The following is a 24,547-nucleotide window of genomic DNA, read 5'->3' on the forward strand; positions in this document are numbered from 1 at the left end:
CTCTTTTCGAGGGGCCTCAGGCTTCGGTCAAGGCGGTGTCACGTCCGAGATCGCCCTGGGCTGCGGGCGCTGCGACCCGGCGGCGCGAGAACACACCGATCGCGGCTGGCAGCACCGTCAGGAACAGGAAGGGTGCCAGCAGAGTGCCGCCCACGACGACGATGGCGAGGGGCCGTTGGACCTGGCTGCCAATCGCCGTCGAGAAGGCGGCGGGCAGCAGGCCGACGGCGGCGGCGACGCAGGTCATCAGGACGGGGCGCATCTGCTGTTCGCAGGTTTCGCGCAGTGCCTGCTCGCGTTCGACACCCGCGGCCACAAGGCGGTTGAAGCAGCTCACCACCATGATGCCGTTCATGGCCGCGATGCCGAACAGGGCGACGAAGCCGATGGCGGCGGAAATGCTGAACGACATGTCGGCCAGCCACAGCGCGATGATGCCGCCCGACAGCGCCAGCGGCATGGCCGCGCCCGCGAGCAGCGTGTCGGTCAGCGAGCCGAAGCTCACATAGAGCAGCAGCAGGATCAGCCCGATGGCGATCGGCACCGCGATGGCAAGCCGCGCGATGGCGCTCTCGAAGTTCACGAAGTCGCCGGCCCAGTCGAGGCGATAGCCGCTCGGCAATTGCACCTGTTCGGCCACTTTCTGCTGGGCCTCCAGGACCGCGCCGCCGAGATCGCGGCCACGCACGCTGAACTTCACCGGGATGTAGCGTTCCTGCTGTTCGCGATAGATGTAGAAGGCGCCCGTCGCGAGCTTCACCGTCGCGATCTCGCCCAGCGGGACCTGCACGACCGTGCCGTTGGGACCGGGCGTGCCGATGGCGATGCGACGGATCGCGTCCATGTCCTGGCGATAGCGCGGCGCCAGCCTGACGAGCAGCGGGAAGTGGCGGTCGCTGCCTTCCTCGTAGAGATCACCCGCCGCCTGGCCGCCGATCGCCGCCTGGATCGTGGAGTTGATGTCGCCCGGCGACAGGCCGTAACGCGCGGCCTTGGCGCGATCGATGTCGATGCGGATGGTGGGCTGGCCGAGCAGCGGCGGCACCTGGATGTCGGTGATGCCCGGCACCCGTTCCAGCACGCGGCGGATGTCGACGGCGATCTTGCGCAAGGTCGTGAGGTCGGGGCCGGAGATCTTGATGGCGTTCTCGGCATCGATGCCGGAGGCCGCCTCCTGGACGTTGTCCTGGATGTACTGCGAAAAGGCGAAAGTGACGCCGGGGAAACCCTTGCGCAGCGCGTCGGCCATTTCGTTGATGAGGTCGGGTTTCTCCAGCCCCTTGCGCCACTTGTCGGCCGGCTTCAGCGGCACGAAGAACTCGGCGTTGGAGAAGCCGTCCGGATCGGTGCCGTCGTCGGGCCGTCCGTGCTGGGAGATCACCGTCTCGACTTCGGGAAAGCTCTTCACCAGCTTGCGCATGCGGTTGACGTAGCCGTTGCCCTCGTCGAGCGAGACCGAGGGTGGCAGCGCCGCGCGCATCCAGATGTTGCCTTCCTCCAGCTTCGGCAGGAACTCGAGGCCGACGGTGCTGGCGGCGAAGCCCGCCGTCACCAGCACGCCGAGGCCGACGGCCAGCATGACGTGGCGCCAGGCCAACGCCAGCGAATAGGCCTGGCGATACAGACGGCGCAGTCCGCGCACGAGGAAGGTCTCGGTCTCGGAGACCTTGTTCGGCAGCAGCAGCGCCGAGAGCGCGGGTGACACGGTGAAGGTGGCCAGCAGGCCGCCCGCCAGCGCGTAGGCGTAGGTCTGCGCCATCGGTCCGAAGATGCGACCCTCGACGCCCGACAGGGTGAACAGCGGCAGGAAGCCCGCGATGATGATGGTGGCGGAGAAGAAGATCGCCTTGGTCACTTCGCCCGAGGCTTCGTAGATCGTGAACAGCTTGCCGGTGAGGCCTTCGGGTTCCTGCCTCAGTCGTCGCCTGCCCGGCGCATGGCTGGCCTCCGCGAGATGGCGGAAGATGTTCTCGACCATGATGACGGTGGCATCGACGATGATGCCGAAGTCGATCGCGCCCATCGACAGCAGGTTCGCCGACTCGCCGTTCAGCACGATGATGGCGACGGCAAACAGCAACGCGAAGGGGATGGTGGCGGAGACGATCAGCGCGCTGCGCAGGTCGCCGAGGAACAGCCACTGGATCAGGAAGATGAGGCAGACGCCCATCACCATGTTGTGCAGCACCGTGTGGGTCGTCACCTCGACCAGGACGCTGCGGTCGTAGATGCGCTCGATGCGCACGCCGGGCGGCAGCAGGCTCGACGCGTTGATACGTTCGACCTCCTTCTCGACGGCGCGCAGGGTCGGCATGGTTTCCGCGCCGCGCCGCATCAGGACGATGCCTTCCACGACATCGTCATCGTCGTCGTGACCGGCGACGCCCAGGCGCGGCTCGTTGCCGATCGAGATGTCGGCGATGTCGGACACCAGGACCGGCGAGCCGTCGCGCACCATCAGCATGGTGTGGCCGATATCCTCCAGCGACCGGATCTGGCCGACCGCGCGCACCACGGCCGATTGCGGCCCGAGATTGACGGTGTTGGCGCCGACATTGATGTTCGCGCCGTTCAGCCCGTCGACGACCTGTTTCAGCGTGAGGCCGTAGGCCTGCAGGCGGTCGAGATCGACGGTGATGTCGAAGGTCTTGCTCTTGCCGCCCCAGGTGGTGACGTCGATCACGCCGGGCACGGCCTTCAGCCGGCGCAGCAGGATCCAGTCCTGGATGGTCTTGAGGTCGGTGACGCTGAATCCCTTCGGACCGGTCACGCGATAGCGGAAGATCTCTCCGATCGGGCTGGTCGGCGAGATGATGGGTTGCGCGCCGTTGGGCAGAGGACCGAGCTGGGCCAGCCGGTTGGTCACGAGCTGGGCGGCCTCGCGATAGGTCAGGTCGTAGGTGAACTGCACCTTCACGTCGCTGAGGCCGACCAGGGAGATGGAGCGGATCGACTTCACGTAGGGAAGCCCTGCCATCTGCACTTCCATCGGGATGGTGATGTAGCGCTCGATCTCTTCCGACGACTGGCCGGGATTCTGGGTCACGATGTCGACCAGCGGCGGCACCGGGTCGGGATAGGCCTCGATGTTGAGTTGCTTGTAGGCGAACAGGCCGCCGGCGATCAGCAGAGCCGCGAGAATCAATACCAGGATGCGCTGACGGAGTGCAGCGCCGACGATTGCATTCATCCACGACCCTCAATGGCAGGCCGTTGAGCGGCGGTGCCTTCGAAGGGGAGCTATACACAAGTCGCGCACACGCACTAGCGTTGCGAGTACACTGTCTCTGCAACCGTGTGTTCTTGTGCAAAACCGGGCGACGCAAGGCGCAGGATACCCGAGACGCCGTGCACGTCCTCGTCGACCAGATCGTGCCAGCCGTCGAACGACATGCCGCTGCGTGTCGCTTCCGCCATGGCATCGGCCGACACGAGGAGCGGCGAGCCGTACTTCTTCGTCAACCGTTCGATCCGCGAGCAGACGTTCACGGCATGGCCGACGACGGAATATTCGAGGCGCTGTGCGTCGCCGATGGCGCCAATGACGATCTCGCCATGATGCACGCCGACGCCGACCCGCACCGGCGGCTCGCCCTGGCGGGCTCGCTCCTTGTTCCAGGAGTCGATCGCTCCGACCAACCGCGCGCCGCAGCGGATTGCCGAGGCGGCGTCGCCGGCCGAGGGTCGCACGGCGCCGAAGACCACGAGCACGCCGTCGCCGATGAACTTGTCGATGAGGCCGCCCTCGGCCTCGACGACGCGCGAGATCAGCGTGCGATATTCCTGCAGGAAGCCGAACAGGGCGTCGGGCTCCATGGTCTGCACGGCGGCGGTGAAGTCGCGCATGTCCATGAACAGGATCGCGGCATTGGTGCGACGGCCATGGGCGGCGCTCAGGCCTTCGCGGGCCAGCAGGCCGGCCAGCTCGGAAGGCACGTAGCGTGACAGGTTGAGATTCTGCAGCCGCTCCCGTTCGAGACTGTGCCGTAACCGGTCGGCCAGGATGGCGCAGGCCAGGAACACTGCCGCCGTGCCGATGCCTTCAACGACGTAATAGGTGATGCGGGGGCCGGTGAAGGGCGGCGGCGGATTGGCGCCGATCATCCAGGCGAAATCGATCAGCGCGGCAATGACGCCGATCCAGCGGCCGGCGAGCCACGAAGCGCCGAAGATGATGACGAGATAGAGGGCGGTGAGGCGCAGGTCGCCGGTGACGACGTCGCCATATCCCACGACGGCGGACAGGATGAACGCCGAGAGCAGGACGCCGGCTTTCGACGACGCTATCGGGATGGATTGTTCCCCGGTGGCCATGCGCGACATCGCGCCCGGGCTGCCGTATCAGCGCTGGGTGTTCGAGGAGATGGACCAGGGCGAGGCCGGCGGCTTGCAGCGCGAGCGGCCGTTGCCCGGGCTGCTGCCGCCGCCGTCGCGGTTCCACCAGCCGCCGCCCAGCGCCTGGAACAGCACAGCGGTGTTGGTCAGGCGCGCCGCCTGCGCCTGGACGCGGGTAAGCAGCGTCTGCTGGTAGGTCAGCTCGGCAATCAGGACGAACACATAGGTCGTATCGCCGAGTTCGAGCCGGCGGCGCGCGATGTTGAGCGCGGTGGCGGCGGCCCGTTCGGCCTCGACGGCGGACTTCAGCGCGAGCGCGTCGTATTCGAGCGCGTTCAGCGTGTCGGCCACGTTGCGGTACGCGGTGAGTACGATCGACTGGTACTGGGCATCGGCCTGCTCGAGCGCTGCGACCGCCGACCGCTTCTTGGCCGCGAGCGCGCCGCCATCGATCAGCGTCTGCAGGGCGCTGGCGCCGGTGGTGGCGCCGGCCAGGCCCGGCATGAACAGTGTGCCGAGCGTCAGCGCGCTGGAGTTCATCCCGAAGCCCAGGGTGACCTGCGGCAGCTGGTTGGCGATCGCGACACCGACCTGTGCGCTGGCAGCATGCAAGTTGGCTTCGGCGGCGCGGATGTCGGGCCGCTGCTCGACGAGCTGAGAGGGCAGGGTGAGCGGGAGTTCGGCCGGCAGCTTGAGGTCGGTGAGCTCGAAACGCTCGGAGACCTGATCGCTGGGCAGTCGGCCGGTCAGCGTGGTCAGCAGGTTCCGCTGCTGGGCCAGCGCCTTTTCGAGCGGTGGCAGCGTGGACTCCGCCTGCGCGAGAGCTGCCTGCTGGGTGGCGACGTCGGCGCCGGGAATGGCGCCGAGGCCCGACTGCCGCGTCAGGATGCCGAGCGTGTCTCGCTGGGCAGCGATGATGCGTTTGGTCGCCTCGACCTGGCCGCGCAGCGACGCCTCGACGATGGCGGCGGCGACGACGTTCGAGGCCAGCGACAGATAGGCGCCCTCGAGCTGGAAGCACTGCGCCTCGGCCAGCGCGTCCATCGATTCGATCTGGCGGCGATTGCCGCCCCACAGGTCGAGCGCGTAGGTGATCTGAAGGCCCGCGACGAACAGGCCATAGATCGGCTGCTGGTCGGCCGTGGCGGATTGCAGGGTGTCGGGGGTCTGGTTCTGCGTGGCGCTGAAGCTGCCCGAGACCGTCGGGAACATCGTCGCCCGCTGCGCCCGGGCATTCTGCTGGGCAACCCGCAGGCCGGCAATGGCGGCCTTGATGTCGGGATTGGCGCGCAGCGACCGCTCGATCAGGCTGTTGAGCTGCGGCGACTGGAACACGCCCCACCACTGGCCGGGGATGTCCATGCTCTGCACGATACGCTGCGCCTCGCCGCCCGGAATGCCGGCGGCGACCAGGTTGCTCTTCTGGTCGGGAACGTAGGTCGCGGCCTTCGGCCCCTCGGGAGATTCGAAGTCGGGGCCGACGGTGCAGCCGGCGAGGGCGCCTGCCGCCAGGAGCGGCAGCGCCGCGATCAGGGAGCGTCGCATCATGTTGCCTCCGCGACTGTATCGTGAGCGTGGGACGCCGGCACCGGCGCACGGCGGCGCGAGAACAGCGCGATGGTCGCCGGCAGTACCGTAAGGAAGAGCAGCGGCGCGAGCAGCGTGCCACCCACGACGACGATGGCGAGGGGCCGCTGGACCTGGCTGCCGATCGCCGTCGAGAAGGCGGCGGGCAGCAGGCCGACGGCGGCGGCAATGCAGGTCATCAGAACGGGGCGCATCTGCACGTCACAGGTTTCATAAAGAGCCGTCTCGCGGTCGCGCCCATCGTCGATCAACCTGTTGTAGCAGCTCAACACCATGATGCCATTCATGGCAGCGATGCCGAACAAGGCCACGAAGCCGATGGCGGCCGAGATGCTGAACGACATGTCGGCCACCCAGAGGCCCAGGATGCCGCCGATCAGCGCCATCGGGATTGCGCTGGCGGCCAGCAGCGTGTCGCGGAACGAGCCGAAGCTCATGTAGAGCAGCAGGCCGATCAGGCCGATGGCGATCGGCACGGCGATGGCCAGCCGCTGCAACGCGTTCTTCAGGTTGCCGAATTCGCCGACCCATTCGATGCGGTAGCCGCCCGGGATCTTCACCTTCTCCGCGACGCGCTCCTGCGCCTCCAGGATGGCGCTGCCGAGGTCGCGGCCGCGGACGCTGAACTTCACCGGGACGTAGCGTTCCTGCTGTTCGCGATAGATGTAGTAGGCGCCCGAGACCAGCTCGACCTTGGCGACTTCGCTCAACGGCACCTGGGTGACGCCGTTCGTGCCCTGGACGCCGATCGGGATGCGGCTGATCGCATCGAGGTTCCCGCGATAGCGCGGCGCCAGGCGGACGACCATCGGGAAATGGCGATCGCTGCCGCTCTCGTAGACGTCGCCTGCCGCCTGTCCGCCGATCGCCGCCTGGACGGTCGCGTTGATGTCGCCCGGCGCCAGCCCGTAGCGCGCGGCCTTCGCGCGGTCGATGTCGATGCGGATGGTCGGCTGGCCGAGCGACGCCGACACGGCGAGGTCGGTGATGCCGGGCACGGTGGCGAGGACCGCCTTGATCTCGTTGCCGAGCGTGGCCAGCGTCTCGAGGTCGTTGCCGGAGATCTTGACCGAATTCTCGCCCTTCACGCCGGAGGCCGCTTCCTGGACGTTGTCCTGGATGTACTGGGAGAAGGTGAATTCGACGCCGGGGAATGCCTTCTCGAGAGCGCTGTCGATCTCCGCGATCAGCGCTTCCTTGTCGAGACCCTTGCGCCACTGGTCCATGGGGCGCAGCGGCACGAAGAACTCGGCGTTGAAGAAGCCGGTCGAGTCAGTGCCGTCGTCGGGACGGCCGTGCTGGGAGATCACGGTCTCGGCTTCGGGGAAGCTCTTGATCAGCTTGCGCATGCGGTTGGCGTAGTCGTTGCCGGCTTCCAGCGAGATCGACGCCGGCATGACGGCGCGGATCCACATGTTGCCTTCCTCGAGCTTGGGCAGGAATTCCAGGCCGATCGAGCTGCCGGCCAGGCCGGCCAGCGCCAGCGCGCCCAGGCCGGCCGCGACCGTCGCCTTGCGGCTGGCCATCGCCAGGTTTCGCAGTTTCTCGTAGCCGCGGCGCAGGATCCGCACGGCACGTGTCTCGACATGCGCCATCTTGTCGGGCAGCAGCAGGGCGGAGAGCGCGGGCGACACGGTGAACGTGGCGATCAGGCCGCCCAGTAGTGCGTAAGCATAAGTTCGCGCCATCGGTCCGAAGATGTGGCCTTCGACGCCCGACAGGGTGAACAGCGGCAGGAATCCCGCGATGATGATGGTGGCGGCGAAGAAGATCGCCTTGGTGACCTCGGTCGAGGCATTGAAGATCGTCGCCAGCTTGCCAGTGAGGCCGTCCGGCGCGCGTCGCTGCGGACCGCTCTTGTGGTCGCCCTCCGAGAGATGCCGGAAGATGTTCTCGACCATGATGACGGTGGCGTCGACGATGATGCCGAAGTCGATCGCACCCATCGACAGCAGGTTCGCCGATTCGCCGCTCAGCACCAGAACGACCACCGCAAACAGCAACGCGAACGGAATGGTGGCGGAGACGATCAGCGCGCTGCGCAGGTCGCCGAGGAACAGCCACTGGATCAGGAAGATGAGGCAGACGCCCACGATCATGTTGTGCAACACGGTATGGGTCGTGATGTTGACGAGCGAGCTGCGGTCGTAGATGCGCTCGATGCGCACGCCGGGCGGCAGGATGCCGCCGCTGTTGATCTTGTCGACCTCGGCCAGCACGCCGGTCAGGGTCGGCATGGTCTCCGCACCGCGCCGCATCAGCACGATGCCCTGCACGATGTCGTCGTCGTCGTTCTGGCCGGCGATGCCGAGCCTGGGCTGGTTGCCCACGGTCACGTCGGCGACATCGGAGACCAGCACCGGCGCGCCGTCGCGCACGGTCAGCATGGTGTTGCGGATGTCGTCCATCGAACGGATCTGGCCGACGCTGCGCACGATCGCCGACTGCGAGCCGATGTTCACGGTGTTGGCGCCGACGTTGACGTTGGCGTTGTTCAGTCCGTCGAGTACCTGCTTCAGGGTGAGCCCGTAGGCCATCAGCCGGTCGAGGTTGACCGTGATGTCGTAGGTCTTGGTTTTGCCGCCCCAGCCGGTGACGTCGACGACGCCCGGGATCGCCTTCAGCCGGCGCTCCAGCACCCAGTCCTGCAGCGTCTTGAGGTCGGCCACCGAATAGCCCGGCGGGCCGACGATGCGGTAGCGGAAGACTTCACCGATCGGGCTGGTGGGCGACAGGGTGGGCTGGGCGCCATTGGGTAGCGGCCCGAGCTGCGACAGGCGGTTGATCACCATCTGCGACGCCTGCTGGTAGGTCACGTCGTAGGTGAACTGCACCTTCACGTCGGAAAGTCCGAACAGCGACACCGTCCGGATGGCCTGGATGTAGGGCAAGCCCGCCATCTGGACCTCGATCGGGATCGTGATGTAGCGCTCGATCTCTTCCGACGACTGGCCGGGATTCTGCGTGATGATGTCGACCAGCGGCGGCACCGGATCGGGATAGGCCTCGATGTTCAGCCGTGCGTAGGCGAACAGGCCGGCGATCGAGAGCACCACGCTCAGGATGACAACGAGGATTCGCTGCTTGAGGGCGGCGGCGACAAGAGACTGCATGAGACGACCGTCGTGTTGAGGAAGGCCGGGCCGCGCGAACGCGGCGGGCCGTCAGTCGCGCTTGGCGGCGCGATCGATGAAGAGCGTTCCGCTGGTCACGACGTTCTCGCCCACGGCCAGGCCCTTCTTGACCTCAACCATGCCGTTCGAGGTCATGCCGACTTCGACCGGGCGCGAAACGACGGACTTGTCCTGCGGACGGGTCACCCAGACGCGCGCGTTGGCGCCTTCATAGACGACGGCTTCCTGGGGGACGGCGGGGTTGGTCGTGGGCTCACCCGTGACGATGCGGAAACTGGCGAACATCTCGGGCAGCAGTTCGCGATCGGCGTTCACGATCTCGGCGCGCACCGGCAGGCGGCGTGAATTGGGGTCGAGCGACGGCGCGACATAGGCAAGCTTGGCATTGAAGGTGCGGCCGGGGTGGGCGAGCACGGAAACCTCGACCGGCGCGCCGACCTTCATCTTGGGGGCGTCGGACTCGCGGACGTTGGCGATCAGCCAGACCTTCGACAGGTCGCCGATGTTGAACACGGGGTCGGTGGCGCCGGCGTTGATGTACTGGCCGAGGCCGACCTTGCGCTGGATCACGGTGCCGGCGATCGGCGCCGTCACGATGGTTTCCGCGCCGATATGGTCGACCTTCTCCAGGGCGTCGATCTCGGCGTCGGTGCGGCCGAGGATGCGCAGGCGGTTGCGCACGGCGGCCAGCGCGATCTCGGAGGAGCGCAGGTCGCCCTGCGCCGCGACGAGGTCGGACTGGGCCTGTTCGAGGTCCTTCAGCGAGCCGCCGCGGATCGACAGCAGTTCCTTCTGGCGCTTCTCGAAATTCTGGGCGAGGCCGAGCTTCGACCGCGCCTTTTCGACACCGGCGACGGCCGTCACGAGATCGTTCTGGCCCTGGACGAATTCGTTGGCCTCGACGGCGAACAGGGGGGCGCCGCGCTCGACATGGTCGCCCGGCTTGGCGATCAGGCGCGTCACGCGGCCGGAATAGGGCGAGAAGACCGGGGTCGTGGTGTCCTCGTTGATGCCGATCTTGCCGTCGGTCGCGCGCTCGTCGCGGAAGGACACGGCATCGACCGGGGCGAAGCGGAGGCCCGCCCACTGCGTCTCGCTCGGATGGAACGCGCCGTCGTTCTCCACGGCGACCACGGGGCGGACGAGGGCGTTGGTCGGCCCGGTATCGACCATCCACACGCCGGCAAGCACGACGGCGGCAATGCCCGCACCGGCAAACCACAGGCGGTGGCGTCGCAGGCGGGAAACGGTGGGAGCTTGGGGGGCGCTGGTCATGGCGCGCAACCTAGGTGCTTCACATTACGTGCACCTGACTTGGGCCTGACTTGGCACCCGACTTGCCGCTTAGTTGCCGGTCTACCCTCGCGGGCGTGCTAGGATCGGCGCAACGCGATCATGGCCAGGGAGGGCCGGCACCCCATGAGGGTCCTTCTCGTCGAGGACAATACCGAGCTCGTCGCCTTGCTGGTCAAGGGCCTCGCTCGCAACGGATTCTCGGCAGATTCCGTCGGAAATGCCGGCGATGCGGCCCATTCTCTGGCCGCGATGCGCTATGCCGCGATCGTCCTCGATCTCGGCCTGCCCGACCAGGATGGCCTGTCGCTGCTGCGCGGCATCCGCGGGCGCGGCGATTCGACGCCGGTCCTCGTGCTGACGGCGCGCGATGGCGTGAGCGACCGGGTCAACGGCCTCCGCGCGGGCGCCGACGACTATCTGGTGAAGCCGTTCGCCATGGAGGAGCTGGTGGCGCGGCTGCAGGCGCTGCTGCGCCGGCCGGGCAACCTGCTCGGGCGGCAGCTTACTTTTGGTAACGTCTCGCTGGAGACGGAGGGGCGGCAGGTCTTCGTCGACGGCACGGTGCGGGTCTTCCCGGCGCGCGAAACGGCGATCCTGGAAATCCTGCTGCGGCGCGGCGGCAACGTGGTCCCCAAGCGCCTGTTCGAGGATCAACTTTTCGGCCTGTCGGGCGATGTCGGCTCGAACGCCGTCGAGGTCTACGTCCATCGCCTGCGCAAGATGCTCTCGGATTGCGGCGCGACGGTGAGGATCCATACGGTGCGCGGCGTCGGCTATCTGCTGGCCGAGGAAAAAGCCGCTTGAGGCGTTTCCGCTCGATCATCTCCCGCGTCGTCGCGCTTCATGTCGTGGCGATCGGGGTCACGTCGATCCTGATGCCGCTGGCGCTCTACTGGCTGCTGAACGAAGCCGCCAACAGCCTCCATCGCGACGCCCTGCGGGCCCAGGCCCTGACCATCGCCAGCTTCCTGCGGCCGACGGCGGACGGCGACGTCACGCTCGACATCCCGCAGGAAGCCGAGCCGATCTATTCGGGCGGCTACGGCCTCTACGCGTATGCGATCCTCGATTCCAAGGGCAAGGTCCTGTTCACATCGCGGCATGACGACGTGCCGCTTTCGGCGGCCAACGAATCGCTGACGACCGATTCCTTCACCCGGCGGCGTAGCAACGGCACGGTCCTCATCGGCGTCAATGTTCCGCGCGCCATCGGCGATCACCTCTATTGGATCCAGGTCGGCCAGGACCTGGCGCATCGCGACGTCATCATCGACGACATCGTCGCCTCGTTCTTCCCGCGGGTCGCCTGGATCACCTTCCCGATCCTGCTTCTGCTGCTGCTGATCGACATCATGATCTTCCGCCGCGCCCTCGATCCGGTGCGCGAAGCCTCCGACACGGCGGCGTCGATCGGGCCGACCAGCGCCGATATCCGGCTGTCGGAGCAGTCGATGCCGGCCGAGATCGTGCCGCTCGTGCATGCCGTCAACCAAGCGCTCGACCGCCTCGAGACGGGGTTCCGCGCCCAACGCGAGTTCACCGCCGACATGGCGCATGAACTGCGGACGCCGCTCGCGATCATGCGCGCGCGCGTCGACACGATGGAAGACGTGCCGCTGCGCCGGTCGCTCGAAGCCGACATCGTCAACATGACGCGCACGGTGAACCAGGTCCTCGACATCGCCGAACTCGAGGCCTTCGTCGTGGGGGGCGATTCGAAGGCCGACCTGCAGTCCGTCTGCGTCGATGCTGTGACCTTCATGGCGCCGCTCGCGGTCGACAGCGGCAAGACCATCGCGCTCACCGGGGTCGAGACGCCGGTCTGGGTGCGCGGCCATGCCGAGGCGCTGTTCCGCGCCGTGCGAAACCTGGTCGAAAACGCCATCCGCCACACGCCGGCCGGCGGTACGATCGAGGTCGATGTCGCCGCCGACGGGACGGTGCGGGTGCTGGACGAGGGTCCCGGCGTGCCGATGGCCGAGCGCGAGACGATCTTCAAGCGCTTCTGGCGGCGCGATCGCTCGCGGCCCGAGAGCCGCGGGTTGGGCCTGGCCATCGTGACCCGCGTGGCCGCCGCTCATGACGGCACCATCACGGTCGACGACCGGCCGGAAGGCGGATCGGTCTTCACCTTGCGCCTGCGGCTCGCTTGACCGCTCCGAAGGGCCTGTGGCCAACTGCCTGACGGAACTGCCTCAAAACCAAGTGAATAAAGGGCAGGCCACGGGAGCGACGCAGGGATGACGACGGGCACGGCCGTTACCGCGATCGACGAAGAAGACACGTTTCCCAAGCGCCTGGCGGGGCTTGCGCGGACGCGCGCCCATCTGCCGGCCTACCGGGAAAAGGAATTCGGCATTTGGCAGACCTACGACTGGGCCCATGTCGCCGACGAGGTACGCCTGCTGGCCGCCGGATTGGCGGACCTCGGCTTTCGTCGCGGCGACCGGTTGATCGTGGTCGGCGACAACCGGCCCAAGCTCTACTGGTCGATGTGCGCGGCTCAGTCGCTGGGTGGCGTGCCCGTGCCGGTCTACCAGGATTCAGTGGCCGACGAGCTGGCCTATGTCGTCGAACATGCCGGTGCCCGCTTTGCGCTCGCCGAAAACCAGGAGCAGGTCGACAAGCTCCTGGAGATCCAGAAGAAGGTGCCGTCGCTCACGACCCTTCTCTACGTCGATAAGCGCGGGCTGCGGCACTACACCAACCTCGAATCCTATGCCGACGTGCAGGCGCGGGGCGCCCGGCTCCTCGCGACGGCGCCCGATACCGTGTCGTCGGAAGTCGCCAAGGGCGCCGGCAGTGACGACGCCATCATGCTCTACACGTCCGGCACGACCGGCCGGCCCAAGGGCGCGGTGCTGAGCTACGACAATCTCGTCTGGGCGGCGAAGGCCGGCGCGGCGTTCGACGGGCTCAGGGCCGGCGACGAATTGCTCTCGTACCTGCCGATGGCCTGGGTCGGCGATCACATCTTCTCCTATGCGCAGGGCTACGTCGTCGGGCTGGTGGTCAACTGCCCGGAATCGGCAACGACGGTGATGACCGACCTGCGCGAGATCGGCCCGACCTATTACTTCGCGCCGCCGCGCGTGCTGGAGAACCTGATCACCCAGGTCACCATCCGCATGGAGGATGCCGGCGTGCTGAAGCGCCGGATGTTCCAGTTCTTCATGGGCGTCGCACGGCGCGTGGGGCCTTCGCTGGTCGACGGGAAACCGGTGCCGGTCGGCGATCGGCTGCTCTATGCGCTGGGCAGCCTGCTGATCTACGGGCCGCTCAAGAACACGCTGGGCATGAGCCGCGTGCGCGTGGCCTACACGGCGGGCGAGGCGGTCGGGCCCGAGATCTTCAACTTCTATCGCGCGCTCGGCGTGAACATGAAGCAGCTCTACGGTCAGACCGAAGCTTCGGTGTTCCTCACCATCCATCCCAACGGCGAGGTCTATCCCGAAACGGTCGGCAAGCCGGTCTCGCAGGTCGAGCTCCGGATCGCGGACTCGGGCGAGGTGCTCTATCGCAGCCCCGGCGTGTTCAAGGAGTATTTCAAGAACCCGCAGGCGACCAACGACGCCAAGACCGACGAGGGCTGGGTTCATACCGGCGACGCCGGCTATCTCGACGAGCGCGGCCACCTGCGCATCATCGACCGGGCGAGCGATGTCGGGAAACTGACCGACGGCACGCTGTTCGCGCCCAAGTATCTCGAGAACAAGCTCAAGTTCTTCGCCCATATCAACGAGGCGGTGGCCTTCGGCAATGGCCGCGATTTCGTGTCCGCCTTCGTCAACATCGACATGACGGCGGTCGGTGACTGGGCGGAACGGCGCAACATCGCCTATGCGAGCTATCAGGAGCTGGCGGCACGAGCGGAGGTCTACGACCTGATCCAGGGCGAGATCGAACAGGTCAATCGCGACCTCGCCGCCGATCCGCGTATGTCGGGCGCCCAGATCCGGCGCTTCCTGATCCTGCACAAGGCGCTCGAAGCCGACGACGGCGAGCTGACGCGCACCAACAAGGTTCGGCGCGGCTTCATCGCCGAACGCTACAAGCCACTGGTCGACGCGCTCTACGACGGCTCGCGCAGCGCCTACATCAAGGTCGACGTGACTTTCGAGGATGGCCGCAAGGGCACGATCGAAGGCGATGTCGCCATCCGCGACGTGTCGCCTCACACGGCCCTCAGGAAAGCGGGCTGAACGCGATGGACGTTCGCGCGCGTTCCTTCAGCGAGGTCCTGCTGTCCGTCGAAGGCATCAGCCTGTCGTTCGGCGGCGTGAAGGCGCTGACCGATATCAGCTTCGACATCCGCAAGGGCGAGATCCGCGCCATCATCGGTCCCAACGGCGCGGGCAAGTCTTCTATGCTGAACTGCATCAACGGCTTCTATCACCCGCAGCAGGGCGCCATCACCTACAAGGGCGTGAAGCGCAGCCGCATGCGGCCCTACGAGGCGGCGGCGCAGGGCATCGCGCGCACCTTCCAGAACATCGCGCTGTTCCGCGGCATGTCGACCCTCGACAACATCATGACCGGGCGCAACCTGCGCATGAAGACCAGCCTGTTCTGGCAGGCGCTGCATTTCGGTCCCGCGCGGCGCGAGGAAATCGCCCATCGCCGCGTCGTCGAGGACATCATCGACTTTCTCGAGATCCAGCATGTCCGCAAGGTGCCGGTCGGCCGGCTGCCTTACGGCCTGCAGAAGCGCGTCGAACTCGGCCGCGCGCTCGCCGCCCAGCCTGACCTGTTGCTGCTCGATGAGCCGATGGCCGGCATGAACATCGAGGAAAAGCAGGACATGTGCCGCTTCATCCTCGACGTGAACGACGAGTTCGGCACGACGATCTGCCTGATCGAGCACGACATGGGCGTGGTGATGGACATCTCCGACCGGGTCGTCGTCCTCGACTACGGCAAGAAGATCGGCGACGGCGTGCCCGACGAGATCAAGAGCAATGAGGCCGTTATCGCCGCCTATCTCGGCGTCGGTCACTGAAGGGACGGGACGATGGGTTTCTTCCTCGAAGTGCTGATCAGCGGGCTCCTGGCGGGCGTGCTCTACTCGCTGGTGGCACTGGGTTACGTGCTGATTTTCAAGGCGTCGGGCGTCTTCAACTTCGCGCAGGGCGCGATGGTGTTGACGGCCGGGCTGGCCCTCGTGCGGGCGCTCGACCTGATGCAGACGCAGTGGAAGTGGCCGTTCGCCCTGGCGCTGATCTGCGCCTTCGTCTTTGCCGCCGCCGTCATGGCGCTGGTCGCCTGGGGTTGCGAGCGGCTGGTGCTGCGCAAGCTGGTGAACCAGGAAGGCATCATTCTGTTCATGGCGACGATCGGCGTCACCTTCTTCATCGAGGGGCTGGCGCAGACCGTGTTCGGGTCCGACGTCTATCCGCTCAACATCGGCCTGCCCAAGGAACCGATCTTCGTCCTGGAATCGCTGTTCGACGGCGGCATCCTGGTCAACGAACTCGACATCTGGGCGGCTGTCATCGCGGGCCTGCTGGTCGCGGGTCTGGCGTTGTTCTTCCAGACGACCCGGATCGGCCGCGCGCTGCGCGCCGTGGCCGACGACCATGCGGCGGCCCAATCGGTCGGCATTCCGCTGAATTACATCTGGTTCGTCGTCTGGCTGGTGGCGGGACTGGTGGCGCTGGCGGCTGGCGCGGTGTGGGGCAGCAAGCTCGGCGTCCAGTTCTCGCTGTCGCTGCTGGCGCTCAAGGCGCTGCCGGTGCTGATCCTGGGCGGTTTCACCTCGGTGCCCGGCGCCATCGTCGGCGGCCTGATCATCGGCGCCGGCGAGAAGGTCGCGGAGGTGTTCCTCGGTCCCTCGTTGGGCGGCGGCATAGAAATCTGGTTCGCCTACGTGCTGGCGCTGCTGTTCCTGCTGGTCAGGCCCCAGGGCCTGTTCGGCGAACGCATCATCGAACGCGTCTGACGGCAGGAGCGCCCAAGTGTTCTACCGCGAAGCCGGCCAGTACAAGGTCACTTACGAAGCCGACCAGGCGATCTTCCCGATCGCCCAGGACCGCTTCGTCATGCTGGCCCTGATGGTCGTCGCCTTCCTCGTCGTGCCCTTCGTCGCCAGCGAATACACCTATCGCGCGGTGCTGATCCCGGTGGTGATCCTGAGCCTCGCGGCGATCGGGTTGAACGTGCTGATGGGCTATTGCGGCCAGGTCTCGCTGGGCTCGGGCGCGTTCATGGGCGTCGGCGCCTATGCCGCCTACAATCTCGGAATCCACCTGCCGTTCCTCAATCCGCTGGTCTGCATTCTGCTCTCGGGTTTCGTCGCGGCGGCGGTCGGCATCCTCTTCGGCATCCCGAGCCTGCGCATCAAGGGATTCTATCTCGCCTGTGCCACGCTGGCGGCGCAGTTCTTCGGCGACTGGGCGTTCCTGCGCATCAAGTGGATCACCAACTACACGCCCTCCGGCTCGATCAACGCGCCATCCATCCAGCTGTTCGGCTTCGACCTCAACTCGCCGACCGCGATCTACATCGTGGCGCTGGTCTTCACGCTCGTGCTGGGGCTCGCCGCCAAGAACCTGGTGCGTGGCCATGTCGGCCGGCAGTGGATGGCGATCCGCGACATGGACATCGCCGCCGAAATCATCGGCATCAAGCCGATGTACGCCAAGCTCACCGCCTTCGCCGTCTCTTCGTTCCTGATCGGCGTGGCAGGCGCCATGTGGGCCTTCCTCTATCTCGGCTCGTGGGAGCCCGCGGCCTTCTCGATCGACCGCTCGTTCCAGCTCATGTTCATGGTGATCATTGGCGGTCTGGGGTCGATCCTGGGCAGCGTCCTCGGTGCGGCCTTCATCGTGCTGCTGCCGATCTTCCTCAACCAGGCGCTGCCTGTGCTTGGCGGGCTGGTCGGCTGGCGAATCAGCACGGCCACCATCTCCCATTTCGAAGCGATGATCTTCGGCGCCCTGATCGTCTTCTTCCTGATCGTCGAGCCGCACGGGCTCGCGCGTTTGTGGGCGGTCGCCAAGGAAAAGCTCAGGCTGTGGCCCTTCCCGCACTGAGCGGGAGGGGATAGGTTTTTTGGCAAGGGACGGCCATCAAGGACCGTCCTCACATGTGAGGAGGAAACGATGGGACTACGCAATCTGGCGTTGCTCGGTGCGGCCATCGCATCGGCCGGCGTCTTCGCGGCCGCGTCGGCACAGGCGCAGAACGAACAGTTCATCCCGGGCCTGGTCTACCGGACCGGCGCCTACGCCCCGAACGGCGTGCCGTTCGCCGACGGCGTCGCCGACTACATCAACATGATCAACGCGCGCGACGGCGGCATCAACGGCGTGAAGATCGCCTTCGAGGAATGCGAGACCGGCTATGCCACCGACCGCGGTGTCGAATGCTACGAGCGCCTCAAGGGCAAGGGCCCGACCGGCGCGGCGTATTTCAGCCCGCTCTCGACCGGCATCACCTTCGCGCTGACCGAGAAGGCGCCGGGCGACAAGATCCCGCTGCTCACCATGGGCTACGGCCGCGCCGACAGCCGCGACGGTTCCGTGTTCACCTGGAACTTCCCGCTGATGGGCACCTACTGGACGGCCGCCGATGTCGCCATCCAGCACATCGCCAAGGAATGGGGCGGCGTCGACAAGCTCAAGGGCAAGAAGATCGCGCTCGTCTATCACGACTCGCCGTTCGGCAAGGAGCCGATCGCGGCGCTCGAGATCCTCGCCAAGAAGTATGGCTTCGAGTTCCTGCCGATCCCGGTGCCCGCGCCCGGCAGCGAGCAGAAGTCGCAATGGCTGCAGGTCCGCCAGGCCCGTCCGGACTATGTCCTGCTGTGGGGCTGGGGCGTCATGAACTCGGCCTCGATCAGCGAGGCGGGCAACGTCAACTATCCGCGCGACAAGATGCTGGGCGTGTGGTGGTCGGGCGCCGAACCCGACGTGCTGCCGGCTGGCGACAAGTCGAAGGGCTACAAGGCGCTGATGATGCAGCACGGCTCCGGCAAGCCCGCGGTCTATGCCGATCTCGAGAAGTTCGTGCTGTCGCAGGGCAAGTCGCTGACCAAGCCCGACGAGTTGGGCACGGTTCTCTATAACCGAGGCCTGATCAACTCGATGGTCGGCGTCGAGGCGATCCGTACCGCCCAAGGCAAGTTCGGCAACAAGCCGCTGACCGGCGAGCAGGTCCGCTGGGGCTTCGAGAACCTCAATCTCACCGCCGACCGCATCAAGCAGCTGGGCTTCGAGGGCATGATGGGCCCGCTCAAGGCGAGCTGCACCGACCACGAGGGCACGCGCCTCGCCCGCGTCCACCAGTGGGACGGCAAGGAGTGGAAGGTGATCTCCGACTACTATACCGGCGACGACACGGTGCTGGCGCCGCTGGTCAAGGACGTCGCCGCCAAGTACGCGGCGGAGAAGAAGATCACGCCGCGCGACTGCTCGAAGGAGAGCTGATCCTGCGATGACCGCTTCTGCGGCACCAATGGCGCCCGCGCCCGCCCCGTCGAAGGTCATCGACGTGGCAAACATCGAGGTGATCTACAATCACGTGATCCTCGTGTTGAAGGGCGTGTCGCTGTCGGTGCCGGAGGGTGGCATCGTGGCCTTGCTGGGCGGCAACGGCGCCGGCAAGTCGACGACGCTCAAGGCGATCTCGAACCTGCTTCGGACGGAGCGGGGCGAGGTCACCAAGGGCCAGATCCATTGTCGCGGCGAGCGGGTCGACGGGCTCACGCCCAACGACCTGGTCCGCCGCGGCGTCATCCAGGTGATGGAGGGCCGGCACTGTTTCGGTCATCTCACCGTCGAGGAGAACCTGCTGACCGGCGCGTTCATCCACGGCAACAAAAGGCGCCAGGTCGCCGACGACCTCGAGAAGGTCTATCACTATTTCCCGCGCCTCAAGGTCCGCCGCTCGAGCCAGGCCGGCTACACGTCGGGCGGCGAGCAGCAGATGGTCGCGATCGGCCGCGCCCTGATGAGCCGGCCCACGACGATCCTGCTCGACGAGCCCTCGATGGGCCTCGCGCCACAGCTCGTGGAAGAGATCTTCGGCATCGTGAAGAACCTCAACGAGCAGGAGAAGGTCTCGATCCTGCTGGCCGAGCAGAACACCAACGTGGCGCTGCGCTTCGCCCATTACGGCTACATCCTCGAGAACGGCAGGGTCGTCCTCGACGGCGATGCCGAGAGCCTGCGGTCCAACGAGGACGTGAAGGAATTCTATCTCGGCATCGGCGGCGAGGGCCGCCGCTCCTTCCGCGACGTCAAACACTACCGCCGTCGCAAGCGCTGGCTCTGACTCAAACGGACCGGATGAGTGTTTAGCGGGCGAGCGTGGCCCAGGCGGCGAAGGCGAGGGGCGGGATGGCGATGATATCGGCGATGGCGATGACGCGGAGCGCGCCGGCGGGATTTCCGTACAGCGCGTAGAAGGCCAGGAAGCCCACGACGTTGATCGTCGCCGCCAGCAGCGCGGCTGGGCGCACCGGCGCCCACCAGCTTGCCCAGAGACACAGGATGCCGACCAGCGCGAGCAGCAGCGCGCGATGGCGCATCAGGACCAGCATCGTGGTGTCGGTCGGTGCGATGCCGTAGAGGCGCGACAGGGTCTCGGGCAGGAAGACCGGCGCCACCGGCATCAGGTGAATGGCGCCGACGATGGCGAAGGCGAGCGGCAGGGCAATGGCGATCCACATGCCGCCGAGCTTCGATCGCCGGCAGCGGGGCCGGCAATTACCTGCAAGGTAGCAAGATCACGCCGCCGCCCGGGAGATCTTCTGGATCGGCGGCGCGAAGCGGAAGGCGGCACCCAGGCGGTTCCAGGCGTTGATCGTGGCGATCGACACCGAGAGGAAGGTGACCTCTTCCTCGCTGAAGTGGCGGCGCACGGCTTCGTAGGCCTCGTTCGAGACGCTCTGGCCCACGAGCCGGGTGAGCGTCTCGGCCCAGGCGAGCGCCGCGCATTCCCGGTCGGAGAAGATGCCGGCTTCTTCCCAGGTTGCGACGAGGTCGAGCTTCTCCTGTGGCATGCCGAGCTTGCGCGAGACGTTGAGGTGGATCTGCAGGCAGAAGGCGCAGTTGTTGAGCTGCGAGACACGCAGCTTCACCAGCTCGATGATCTGCTTGTCGATGCCCGACTCGTCGGCCTGCTTGCCCATGGCGATCAGCGACTGTTGGGCGACGGGCGCGGTCTTCGCGAAGGCGTCGTAGGAGATGCGGGGCTGGGACATCGGCGGCTCCATATATCAGAGTGCTGATATTAGGGTCGCTAGGCCGCTTGGCAAGGCTCGGGGCGCCGCCTACCGTGCGTGAAAATACGAGGAAACATATGTCCAGGCATTACGACACCTTGGAGACGCGCTTGCCCGCCGAGCGCGAGGCGGCGCTGATGAACGCCCTGCCGCAGCAGGTCACGCATGCCAAGGCCAACGCGCCGTTCTTCGCCCGGTGGCTGAAGGACATCGACCCCGCGTCTGTGACCTCGCGCGAAGCGCTCGCGAAACTGCCGGTGTTGCGCAAGTCGACCCTCGGCGAGGTGCAGAAGAAAGATCCGCCGATGGGCGGCCTCATCACCGTGCCGATGAACAAGGTGCGCCACGTCTTCATGTCGCCCGGTCCGATCTTCGAGATCGACACCGACGAGCCGGATTACTTCCGCGGCGCGCGCGCCATGTATGCGGCGGGCTTCCGGCCGGGCGACCTCGTCTACAACACCTTCGCCTATCACCTGACGCCGGCCGGCATGATGATGGAGTCCGCGGCGCGGGCGCTGGGTTGCGCCGTGGTGCCGGGTGGCGTCGGCAACACCGAACTGCAGCTCGACGCCATCGCCGCCATCCGGCCGAGCGGTTATGTCGGCACGCCGTCATTCCTGAAAATCCTGATCGAGAAGGCGGCGGAGCTCGGTAAGGACATCTCCTCGCTGAAGCACGCCTTCGTCGGTGCAGAAGCGCTGCCGCCGTCGTTGCGCAAGATGTTCCAGGACAAGGGCCTGAGTTGCCTGCAGAGCTACGGCACGGCCGATCTCGGCACGATCGCCTACGAGTCCGCTGCGCCCAACGGCGCAATCGAAGGCATGATCGTCGACGAGGGCGTGATCGTCGAGATCGTGCGGCCCGGCACGGGCGATCCCGTGCCCGACGGCGATGTCGGCGAAGTGGTGGTAACCAGCTTCAACCGTGCCTATCCGCTGATCCGTTTCGGCACGGGCGACATGTCGGCGGTGCTGTCGGGAACCAGCGCATGCGGGCGCACCAATATGCGCATCAAGGGCTGGATGGGCCGTGCCGACCAGCGCACCAAGGTGCGCGGCATGTTCGTGGATCCCGAGCAGATCGCCGAGATCGCAAAGAAGCATCCCGGCCTCGGCCGCCTGCGCCTCGTCATCGACTGGGTGAACCAGGCCGACACGATGACCCTGAAGGTCGAAGCCGTCGCGCCGACGCCCGAACTCGCCAAGGCCATGACCGACACGGTCCGCAGCGTCTGCAAGGTGGGCGGCGCCGTGGAGTTCGCCGCGCCGGGTGCCCTGCCGAACGACGGCAAGGTGATCGACGACACCCGTAAGTACACGTGATGGAGACCGGGGCCGACGAGCAGGCTGCCGATGTGGCGGAGATCAAGGCCCTCATCGCCCGTCAGTTCGCCAGCCTGAGCTGGGCGCAAGGAGGGACGTTCGACGGGGAAGGGTTCGCGGCCGACTTTCTCGCGGGAGCAAGGCTCCATCCCGCGGCTCGGCCGGTCGCGCCGCAGACGGTGGCCGGCTTCGTGGATCGCATGAAGGGACTCGCCGGCGCCACGTTACGGTCTCTCGACGAGACCGTGCTCGGCGCCGAGATCATCGTGTTCGGCAACGTGGCGGTCGCCGTCGCGGGCTGCGAGATGGTCGAGAACGGCTCGGAGAGCAGCCGGGCGGTCGAGATGATGCTCCTGGTCAGGACCGACGGTCGGTGGCGGATCGCGTCGCAGGCCTGGGACAAGGCCAGCGACGCACGCCCGCTTCCCGAACGGCTCCTGTCCGGGGCCTAGTTCACGTCGAGCTTCAGGCCTTCTTTGTCGATGACACCCTTCCATTGGGCGATCTGCGCGTTCACGAAGGCGTTGAACTGATCGGGCGTGCCGTAGGCCGGGAAGCCCGCCATGGTCTTGAAGCGCTCCAGGGTCTTCGGGTCGGCCAGCCACGCCTTCATTTGGGCGTTGAGCGAATCGACGATCGGCTTGGGCGTGCCGGCCGGCAGGAAGACGCCGAACCAGGTCGAGACGTCGAATGGCTTCAGTTCGGGCATGGTCTCGCAGATCGGGACCAGCTCGGGGGTCAGCGGATTGCGCTGGGCCGAGGTGAGACCCAGCGCCCGGAGCTTGCCGGCGCGCACGAACTCGATGGCGGTCGTCAGGTTGTCGAAGAAGAACTGGGTGACACCCGCCGTCAGGTCGTTGAGCGCCGGGGCGGCGCCGCGATAGGGGATGTGCTCGGCTTTTGTGCCCGTAAGCTGCAGGAACCACGCGCCGCACAGATGGGGCGACTGGCCGGTGCCGGACGAGGCGTAGGAGGCCTTGCCGTTCTGGGCCTTCAGCCAGGCGACGAATTCCGGGATGGTCTTGGCCGGGACCGACGGATGGACGACCAGCACGTTGGGGGCAGTGATGGCGTTGGACACCGGGATCAGGCCAGCCGGCGTATAGGGCATGTTGCGGTAGAGCGAGTAGGCGATCGACTGCGGGCCGATATTGCCCATCAGGATCGTGTTGCCGTCCGGGGCCGACTTGGCCACCTCGGCCGAGCCGATGACCCCGCCGGCACCCGACTTGTTGTCGACGACGCAGGACTGGCCCCAGGCGTCGGTGAGGTAGGCCGCCAGCAGGCGGGCGACGATGTCTGTGGTGCCGCCGGGGGCGGCCGGGCAGACCATGCGGACGTTCTGGGTCGGCTTCCAGGCAGCCTGGGCGTGCAGGCTGCGCGGCAGCAGGGCAGCGGCGGGCAGGGCCGCGGCAGCGCCCAGGGCGGTGCGGCGGCTCAGAATGCGGGTCATCATGTCCTCCCTTGATTCGTATTTGTTACCGACGACCTAGCATGGCCGCGCTGGCAAATCCGCCACAATTCCCGTATCTATTTGACGTGCGGCCGCCCCGAATCGCCGGGCTTTTCCGGTGGTTTCTCCCCTCTCTCAATGTGTCCGCGCCAAGGAGGAATATCTTGAAGAGGCGTACTTTCGTCTCCGGCTCGGTTGCGCTCGCCGCCGGTGCCCTGGCCGCCCCGGCCATCGCTGCCACGATCAAGCCCTACAGCTGGGATCTCAACCCGCCGATGGATTCGCGCGAGAACTTCATCGCCTGGGGTAAGGCCCGCGGTGAAGATCCCGTCTTCCTCGGCCAGCGCTGGGATCGCTTCCAGGCGCTGATCAAGAACAAGGACATCTGGGGCCAGGCGACCATGCGCGCCTTCCTGCTCACCCCGCGCGAAGAGTTCTCCGCGATCAGCCCGGCGATCGCCAAGCGCGCCTACGAGCACGCCTTCCTCGACATCGGCTACGGTGTGACCATGTCCGGCCCGCACGTGCAGGGCCGCATGACCAACGTCATCGACGTGAAGCGCGGCGAGAAGGTGCTCGAGATCGGCACCGGTTCGGGCGTGCAATCGGCGTACATCGCCAACCTCACCGAGAATGCCTACACGATCGAGATCATCGCGCCGCTCGCGCAGCGCACGCGCGGCCTTTACGACAAGCTGATCGACAAGGGCTACACCGAGTTCAAGCACATCAAGACCAAGGCGGCCGACGGCTTCTACGGTTGGGAAGAGGCTGCCCCGTTCGACAAGATCATCGTGACCTGCGGCATCGACCACGTGCCGCCGCCGCTGCTGCAGCAGCTCAAGGCCGGTGGCCTGATGGTGATCCCGGTCGGACCTCCGGGCGCGCAGCGCGTGCTCAAGGTCACCAAGACCCAGGGCGCCGACGGCTCCATCACGACGAGCCGCGAGGACATCTATGGCGGCAAGATCGTGCCGTTCGTGCCCTTCACCAAGCTCGAAGGCGACAAGATCGTCGGCACGCACAACCGCTAAAGGTCGCGTCGAGCGACTTTGAGAGATAGCGTCATCGCAGTGATACGAGGGACCTTTATCTAACGATAAAGGTCCCTCGGTTTACGTGCCGGACGGCACCGGTGACGGACCAGACTGAACGGCTGCCCCTCTAGAGATCGCGCAAAGCGATCCAACAA

General features: G+C 66.5%; 19 protein-coding genes. 11 read left to right on the top strand and 8 right to left on the bottom strand.

What is annotated here, in order from left to right:
- Positions 1-16: 16 nt before the first annotated feature.
- From AC1RP5_RS03425 to AC1RP5_RS03445, 5 genes are all read right to left on the bottom strand, one after another.
- Positions 17-3,190: an efflux RND transporter permease subunit gene (locus AC1RP5_RS03425; protein ID WP_493109174.1), complete on the bottom strand. Its 3,174-nt coding sequence runs from the start codon at positions 3,188-3,190 to the stop codon at positions 17-19.
- Between the two features lie 74 nt (positions 3,191-3,264).
- Positions 3,265-4,314: an adenylate/guanylate cyclase domain-containing protein gene (locus tag AC1RP5_RS03430; protein ID WP_493109175.1), complete on the bottom strand. Its 1,050-nt coding sequence runs from the start codon at positions 4,312-4,314 to the stop codon at positions 3,265-3,267.
- Between the two features lie 27 nt (positions 4,315-4,341).
- Positions 4,342-5,883 carry an efflux transporter outer membrane subunit gene (locus AC1RP5_RS03435; protein WP_493109176.1) on the bottom strand — a complete coding sequence of 514 codons (1,542 nt, stop codon included), beginning with the start codon at positions 5,881-5,883 and terminating at the stop codon, positions 4,342-4,344.
- Positions 5,880-9,035 (bottom strand): efflux RND transporter permease subunit, encoded by a 3,156-nt coding sequence (locus AC1RP5_RS03440; RefSeq protein ID WP_493109177.1) that lies wholly within the window; start codon positions 9,033-9,035, stop codon positions 5,880-5,882. The genes AC1RP5_RS03435 and AC1RP5_RS03440 overlap by 4 nt, the downstream gene beginning before the upstream one ends.
- A 51-nt stretch (positions 9,036-9,086) precedes the next feature.
- Positions 9,087-10,331 (bottom strand): efflux RND transporter periplasmic adaptor subunit, encoded by a 1,245-nt coding sequence (locus tag AC1RP5_RS03445; RefSeq protein ID WP_493109178.1) that lies wholly within the window; start codon positions 10,329-10,331, stop codon positions 9,087-9,089.
- Positions 10,332-10,475: 144 nt separating this feature from the next.
- On the opposite strand from AC1RP5_RS03445, the gene AC1RP5_RS03450 reads away from it, so the two are divergent.
- The 8 genes from AC1RP5_RS03450 (at position 10,476) to AC1RP5_RS03485 (ending at position 19,625) form a co-directional block, all read left to right on the top strand.
- The gene (locus AC1RP5_RS03450) at positions 10,476-11,156 is read left to right on the top strand and encodes a response regulator (RefSeq protein WP_493109179.1); all 681 of its coding nucleotides are present in this window, start codon (positions 10,476-10,478) and stop codon (positions 11,154-11,156) included.
- Positions 11,153-12,505 carry a sensor histidine kinase gene (locus AC1RP5_RS03455; RefSeq protein ID WP_493109180.1) on the top strand — a complete coding sequence of 451 codons (1,353 nt, stop codon included), beginning with the start codon at positions 11,153-11,155 and terminating at the stop codon, positions 12,503-12,505. The genes AC1RP5_RS03450 and AC1RP5_RS03455 overlap by 4 nt, the downstream gene beginning before the upstream one ends.
- An 87-nt stretch (positions 12,506-12,592) precedes the next feature.
- On the top strand, positions 12,593-14,554 hold the full coding sequence (locus AC1RP5_RS03460; protein WP_493109181.1) for an AMP-binding protein: 1,962 nt from the start codon (positions 12,593-12,595) through the stop codon (positions 14,552-14,554).
- A gap of 5 nt (positions 14,555-14,559) precedes the next feature.
- Positions 14,560-15,351: an ABC transporter ATP-binding protein gene (locus tag AC1RP5_RS03465; protein ID WP_493109182.1), complete on the top strand. Its 792-nt coding sequence runs from the start codon at positions 14,560-14,562 to the stop codon at positions 15,349-15,351.
- 12 nt (positions 15,352-15,363) lie between these two features.
- Positions 15,364-16,290, top strand: coding sequence for a branched-chain amino acid ABC transporter permease (locus tag AC1RP5_RS03470; RefSeq protein ID WP_493109183.1), 927 nt, complete (start codon positions 15,364-15,366; stop codon positions 16,288-16,290).
- Positions 16,291-16,306: 16 nt separating this feature from the next.
- Entirely contained in the window at positions 16,307-17,383 is a 1,077-nt protein-coding gene (locus tag AC1RP5_RS03475; protein WP_493109184.1) for a branched-chain amino acid ABC transporter permease, read from the top strand.
- Positions 17,384-17,452: 69 nt separating this feature from the next.
- Positions 17,453-18,778, top strand: coding sequence for an ABC transporter substrate-binding protein (locus AC1RP5_RS03480; RefSeq protein WP_493109185.1), 1,326 nt, complete (start codon positions 17,453-17,455; stop codon positions 18,776-18,778).
- A 7-nt stretch (positions 18,779-18,785) separates the two neighbouring features.
- Complete coding sequence (locus tag AC1RP5_RS03485; RefSeq protein ID WP_493109186.1) at positions 18,786-19,625, top strand: ABC transporter ATP-binding protein; 840 nt, start codon at positions 18,786-18,788, stop codon at positions 19,623-19,625.
- Between the two features lie 22 nt (positions 19,626-19,647).
- Here the strand turns inward: AC1RP5_RS03485 and AC1RP5_RS03490 are convergent, their stop codons facing one another.
- Both AC1RP5_RS03490 and AC1RP5_RS03495 read right to left on the bottom strand, forming a co-directional pair.
- The gene (locus AC1RP5_RS03490; protein WP_493109187.1) at positions 19,648-20,022 is read right to left on the bottom strand and encodes a hypothetical protein; all 375 of its coding nucleotides are present in this window, start codon (positions 20,020-20,022) and stop codon (positions 19,648-19,650) included.
- A 57-nt stretch (positions 20,023-20,079) separates the two neighbouring features.
- Positions 20,080-20,556 (bottom strand): carboxymuconolactone decarboxylase family protein, encoded by a 477-nt coding sequence (locus AC1RP5_RS03495; protein ID WP_493109188.1) that lies wholly within the window; start codon positions 20,554-20,556, stop codon positions 20,080-20,082.
- 98 nt (positions 20,557-20,654) lie between these two features.
- On the opposite strand from AC1RP5_RS03495, the gene AC1RP5_RS03500 reads away from it, so the two are divergent.
- Together AC1RP5_RS03500 and AC1RP5_RS03505 are read left to right on the top strand one after the other, a co-directional pair.
- Positions 20,655-21,902: a phenylacetate--CoA ligase family protein gene (locus AC1RP5_RS03500; RefSeq protein WP_493109189.1), complete on the top strand. Its 1,248-nt coding sequence runs from the start codon at positions 20,655-20,657 to the stop codon at positions 21,900-21,902.
- Complete coding sequence (locus AC1RP5_RS03505) at positions 21,902-22,354, top strand: nuclear transport factor 2 family protein (RefSeq protein ID WP_493109190.1); 453 nt, start codon at positions 21,902-21,904, stop codon at positions 22,352-22,354. Before AC1RP5_RS03500 ends, AC1RP5_RS03505 begins: the two co-directional genes overlap by 1 nt.
- On the opposite strand, the gene AC1RP5_RS03510 is transcribed toward AC1RP5_RS03505, so the two are convergent.
- On the bottom strand, positions 22,351-23,358 hold the full coding sequence (locus tag AC1RP5_RS03510) for a Bug family tripartite tricarboxylate transporter substrate binding protein (RefSeq protein WP_493109191.1): 1,008 nt from the start codon (positions 23,356-23,358) through the stop codon (positions 22,351-22,353). The genes AC1RP5_RS03505 and AC1RP5_RS03510 overlap by 4 nt on opposite strands.
- Before the next feature lie 161 nt (positions 23,359-23,519).
- Here AC1RP5_RS03510 and AC1RP5_RS03515 point away from each other — a divergent pair, with 161 nt between their 5' ends.
- Positions 23,520-24,389, top strand: a complete 870-nt coding sequence (locus tag AC1RP5_RS03515; RefSeq protein WP_493109192.1) for a protein-L-isoaspartate O-methyltransferase family protein — start codon at positions 23,520-23,522, stop codon at positions 24,387-24,389.
- Positions 24,390-24,547: the final 158 nt, after the last annotated feature.

It is taken from the genome of Reyranella sp. GW821-FHT12G01, assembly GCF_058806575.1.

Excerpts from the sequence above, each read along its gene's own strand:
- AC1RP5_RS03425 (WP_493109174.1), bottom strand. The coding sequence starts at position 3,190 with ATGAATGCAATCGTCGGCGCTGCACTCCGTCAGCGCATCCTGGTATTG.
- AC1RP5_RS03430 (WP_493109175.1), bottom strand. The coding sequence starts at position 4,314 with ATGGCCACCGGGGAACAATCCATCCCGATAGCGTCGTCGAAAGCCGGC.
- AC1RP5_RS03435 (WP_493109176.1), bottom strand. The coding sequence starts at position 5,883 with ATGATGCGACGCTCCCTGATCGCGGCGCTGCCGCTCCTGGCGGCAGGC.
- AC1RP5_RS03440 (WP_493109177.1), bottom strand. The coding sequence starts at position 9,035 with ATGCAGTCTCTTGTCGCCGCCGCCCTCAAGCAGCGAATCCTCGTTGTC.
- AC1RP5_RS03445 (WP_493109178.1), bottom strand. The coding sequence starts at position 10,331 with ATGACCAGCGCCCCCCAAGCTCCCACCGTTTCCCGCCTGCGACGCCAC.
- AC1RP5_RS03450 (WP_493109179.1), top strand. The coding sequence starts at position 10,476 with ATGAGGGTCCTTCTCGTCGAGGACAATACCGAGCTCGTCGCCTTGCTG.
- AC1RP5_RS03460 (WP_493109181.1), top strand. The coding sequence starts at position 12,593 with ATGACGACGGGCACGGCCGTTACCGCGATCGACGAAGAAGACACGTTT.
- AC1RP5_RS03465 (WP_493109182.1), top strand. The coding sequence starts at position 14,560 with ATGGACGTTCGCGCGCGTTCCTTCAGCGAGGTCCTGCTGTCCGTCGAA.
- AC1RP5_RS03470 (WP_493109183.1), top strand. The coding sequence starts at position 15,364 with ATGGGTTTCTTCCTCGAAGTGCTGATCAGCGGGCTCCTGGCGGGCGTG.
- AC1RP5_RS03480 (WP_493109185.1), top strand. The coding sequence starts at position 17,453 with ATGGGACTACGCAATCTGGCGTTGCTCGGTGCGGCCATCGCATCGGCC.
- AC1RP5_RS03485 (WP_493109186.1), top strand. The coding sequence starts at position 18,786 with ATGACCGCTTCTGCGGCACCAATGGCGCCCGCGCCCGCCCCGTCGAAG.
- AC1RP5_RS03490 (WP_493109187.1), bottom strand. The coding sequence starts at position 20,022 with ATGTGGATCGCCATTGCCCTGCCGCTCGCCTTCGCCATCGTCGGCGCC.
- AC1RP5_RS03495 (WP_493109188.1), bottom strand. The coding sequence starts at position 20,556 with ATGTCCCAGCCCCGCATCTCCTACGACGCCTTCGCGAAGACCGCGCCC.
- AC1RP5_RS03500 (WP_493109189.1), top strand. The coding sequence starts at position 20,655 with ATGTCCAGGCATTACGACACCTTGGAGACGCGCTTGCCCGCCGAGCGC.
- AC1RP5_RS03505 (WP_493109190.1), top strand. The coding sequence starts at position 21,902 with ATGGAGACCGGGGCCGACGAGCAGGCTGCCGATGTGGCGGAGATCAAG.
- AC1RP5_RS03510 (WP_493109191.1), bottom strand. The coding sequence starts at position 23,358 with ATGATGACCCGCATTCTGAGCCGCCGCACCGCCCTGGGCGCTGCCGCG.